Raw genomic sequence first — 3,767 nt, 5'->3', positions numbered from 1 at the left:
CAGACGTGGTCCTGAGCACGCTCGGCTCCACCATCGGGGAGATCGTGCTGTGGTGCGTGGTCATCGCCATCACCGTCTGCGAACTCGCGGTGCAGGCCGCGGGCATCCGCCTCGCGTTCGCCATGGCCCGCGACGGCTGCTTGCCCGCGTCCTCGCTGCTCGCCAAGGTCAGCCCGCGCTTCCAGACCCCCGTACTGCCCGCGATCATCATCGGGCTCGTCGGCGTCGGCATCCTGGTCATCAACATCAACCAGCCGCAGATCTTCTCCGTGATCACGAGCATCGCGATCATCATGATCTACCTGGCCTATCTCCTGGTGACCCTGCCGATGCTGATCAGGCGGCTGCGCGGCCAGTGGGAGCCCGCGGAGGGCAAGTTCTCGCTCGGCAAGTTCGGTCTGCCGGTCAACATCCTCGCCGTGCTCTGGGGCGCGGCCATGTCCCTGAACCTGGCCTGGCCGCGCGCGGAGGTCTACAACGCGACCGGACCGCAGCACTGGTATCTGCGCTGGGGCGCGTTCCTCTTCATCGGGATCGTGGCCTGCGGCGGCTTCGCCTACTACTGGTTCGTGCAGCGGCACAAGGCCGGCGTCCTCGCCGAGCACCGCTTCGAGGAGCCTCCCGTCGACCCCACCACACCCCCGTCGCCCCCGGCCGCCCCCTGAAGCCCGCCGAAGCCCGCTGATCGTCGCCGATCCGTCGCTGATCTGGAGTCACCATGCCCGCAGAGAGCCCCAAGGCCGAGTTCGACTACGTGGTCGTCGGCGGCGGCACGGCAGGCGCCGTCGTCGCCGCGCGGCTGACCGAGGACCCGGACGTCACCGTCTGCGTCCTGGAGGCCGGCCCCTCGGACGTCGGCGACGACAACATCCTCCGGCTGACCAAGTGGATGGCCCTGCTCGAGTCCGGCTACGACTGGGACTACCCGATCGAGCCGCAGGAGAACGGCAACAGCTTCATGCGGCACGCCCGCGCCAAAGTGCTCGGCGGCTGCTCGTCGCACAACTCCTGCATCGCCTTCTGGGCACCCGCCGAGGACCTCGACGAGTGGGGCTCCCTGGGCTGCACGGGCTGGAGCGCCGCGGACTGCTTCCCCCTCTACCAGCGCCTGGAGACCAACGACGCACCCGGCGACCACCACGGCCGCTCGGGCCCGGTGAACATCATGAGCGTCCCGCCGAACGACCCCTGCGGGACAGCCCTGCTGGAGGCGTGCGCGGCGGCCGGCATCCCCACCACGCCGTTCAACACCGGTACGACGGTGAAGCGCGGCGCCCACTGGTTCCAGATCAACTCCCGGCCCGACGGCACCCGTTCGTCCGCCTCGGTGTCGTATCTGCACCCGGTCATCGGCAAGCGGCCCAACCTGGAGATCCGCACGGGGCTCCAGGCCAAGCGGCTGCTGTTCGACGAGGGCAAGCGCTGCACGGGCGTCGAGTACCTGGAGCCCGACACCATCCACAGCGGCAGCGTCTCGGCGCGCCGCGAGGTGATCGTCTCCTGCGGGGCCATCGACTCGCCCAAGCTCCTGATGCTGTCGGGCATCGGTCCCGCCGGGCATCTGCGGGAGTGCGGCGTCGAGGTGCGGGCGGACTCCCCCGGCGTCGGCTCCCATCTCCAGGACCACCCCGAGGGCGTGATCATGTGGGAGGCGAAGCAGCCGATGGTCACCTCCTCCACCCAGTGGTGGGAGATCGGCATCTTCGCGGACACCGAACCGGGCCTGGACCGCCCGGACCTGATGTTCCACTACGGCTCGGTGCCCTTCGACATGAACACCTACCGGCGCGGCTATCCGACCACCGACAACGCCTTCTGCCTCACCCCGAACGTCACCCGCGCCCGCTCGATGGGCACGGTCCGGCTGCGCACCCGCGACTTCCGGGACAAGCCGAAGGTCGACCCGCGCTACTTCACCGACGAGCACGACATCCGCGTGATGACGTACGGACTGCGGCTGGCCCGCGAGATCGCGGCGCAGGCCCCGATGGCAGGCTGGGCGGGCGCCGAACTGGCACCGGGTCCTGACGCCACGACCGACGACGAGCTCTTCGCCTACATCCGCCAGACCCACAACACCGTCTACCACCCGGCGGGCACCGTCCGGATGGGCGCGGGCGACGACGCGGACTCGCCGCTCGACCCCCAGCTGCGGGTCAAGGGCGTCACCGGCCTGCGCGTCGCCGACGCGTCGGTCATGCCGTTCCTGCCGGCGGTCAACCCCTGCATCACCACGATGATGATCGGCGAGAAGTGCGCGGACATGCTCAAGGCGACCTGAGCAGGACGGGCCGGGCCGCGCCGGGCATCACGCCCGGTCGAACCACGTCGGCTGATCCTGCGCCGCGGCCTGTTTGATCCGGAAGAGGCTGAACTCGTGCAGGTCCGGCAGCTGGTCCAGGGCGAACCAGGCCACGTCGAGCGACTCGTCGTCGTTGACCCGCGCCTCTCCGCCGACGGCCCGGCAGCGCAGTGTGATGTCCATGAACTGGCACTTGTCGCCGTTGGGGTAGGTCACCGGGTCGAGGGATTCGACGAGCACCACGCGCTCGGGCACGCAGTGCACCGCGGTCTCCTCGAACACCTCGCGCACGGCACACGCGGCGGGCTGCTCCCCCGGGTCCGGCATACCGCCGATGACCGACCACTTGCCGTTGTCGGCGCGCCGCCCCAGGAGCACTCTGCCCTCGTCGTCGAAGACGATGGCGGTGACCCCGGGGAGCCACAACAGCTGGTGGCCCGCGTCGGCCCGGATCGTGTGGATGAAGTCAGGGGTAGCCATGCCCCCGACCCTAACGGCCTACCGGGTGCGCCCGGCCCGCACGGCCCCCGTGACCGCCCAGCCGAGGCCGCCGGCGGCGATGAGCACGAGAATGCCCTCGGGCAGGGTGCCGAGCCGGGTGGCCGGTGTCTGCGAGGAGCGCAGCGGCACCTCCTCGACCAGCGAGTCGGCGGTGAACCACTTCGTCTTCTGGGAGACCCGCCCGTCCGGCATGATGATCGCGCTGACACCGCTGGTCACCGGCACGGTGACGGTGCGGCTGTGCTCGACGGCGCGGATCCGTGACATCGCCAGCTGCTGGTACGTCATCTCGCTGCGGTCGAACGTCGCGTTGTTGCTGGGCACCGAGATGAGCTGCGCGCCGTGCGTGACCGTGTCCCGCACGGCCCAGTCGAAGGCGGCTTCGTAGCAGGTGGCCAGGCCCACCTTGGTGCCCGCCATGGTGAAGACGCCGGGCTTGGTGCCGCGGCTGAAGTCCTGGCGCACCATGCCGACGTCGCTGCTGAAGAAGCCCACGATGCCGCGCAGCGGGATGTACTCGCCGAAGGGCTGGATCTGCCGCTTGTCGTAGGTGTCCGTGGGGCCCTTGACCGGGTCCCACAGGATCTGCTCGTTGAAGAGCTTGCCGTCCTTGCTCTCGACGACTCCGCCCACGGAGACGGGGGCGCCGATCGCCTTGGCAGCGCGCTCGATCGCCGCGCGGGCGTCCGGGTTGGTGAACGGGTCGATGTCGGAGGAGTTCTCCGGCCACAGGACGAAGTCGGGCTGCTCGGCCTTGCCCGCCTTCACCCGGTCCGCGAGGCGTTGCGTCTCGCGCACGTGGTGGTCGAGCACCGCGCGGCGCTGGGCGTTGAACTCCAGGCCCGCCTGCGGGACGTTGCCCTGCACGGCGGCGACGGGCGCGGTGCCGTCCACGGCGTCGTCGCTGACCAGCGGACCCCCGGCGAACCCACCCGCCACCCGGACCAACACCGCCAGCCCGGGC

Annotated in this window: 4 protein-coding genes; 2 read left to right on the top strand and 2 right to left on the bottom strand. The window is 70.3% G+C overall.

Going from position 1 to position 3,767, the window contains the following annotated elements:
• On the top strand, positions 1 to 665 hold a 665-nt coding region (locus tag ACQKIP_RS42545), incomplete at its 5' end, for an amino acid permease (protein WP_427745466.1).
• 53 nt (positions 666 to 718) lie between these two features.
• The gene (locus tag ACQKIP_RS42540) at positions 719 to 2,281 is read left to right on the top strand and encodes a GMC family oxidoreductase (protein WP_365859779.1); all 1,563 of its coding nucleotides are present in this window, start codon (positions 719 to 721) and stop codon (positions 2,279 to 2,281) included.
• 27 nt (positions 2,282 to 2,308) lie between these two features.
• On the opposite strand, the gene ACQKIP_RS42535 is transcribed toward ACQKIP_RS42540, so the two are convergent.
• On the bottom strand, positions 2,309 to 2,782 hold the full coding sequence (locus ACQKIP_RS42535; protein WP_365859780.1) for an NUDIX hydrolase: 474 nt from the start codon (positions 2,780 to 2,782) through the stop codon (positions 2,309 to 2,311).
• An 18-nt stretch (positions 2,783 to 2,800) separates the two neighbouring features.
• On the bottom strand, positions 2,801 to 3,767 hold a 967-nt coding region (gene lnt, locus ACQKIP_RS42530; protein WP_427745464.1), incomplete at its 5' end, for an apolipoprotein N-acyltransferase.

Origin of the sequence: Streptomyces sp. NPDC059900 (genome assembly GCF_050270335.1) — a bacterium.
GTDB lineage: Bacteria > Actinomycetota > Actinomycetes > Streptomycetales > Streptomycetaceae > Streptomyces.
This window is presented reverse-complemented; position numbering and strand designations above follow the sequence as displayed.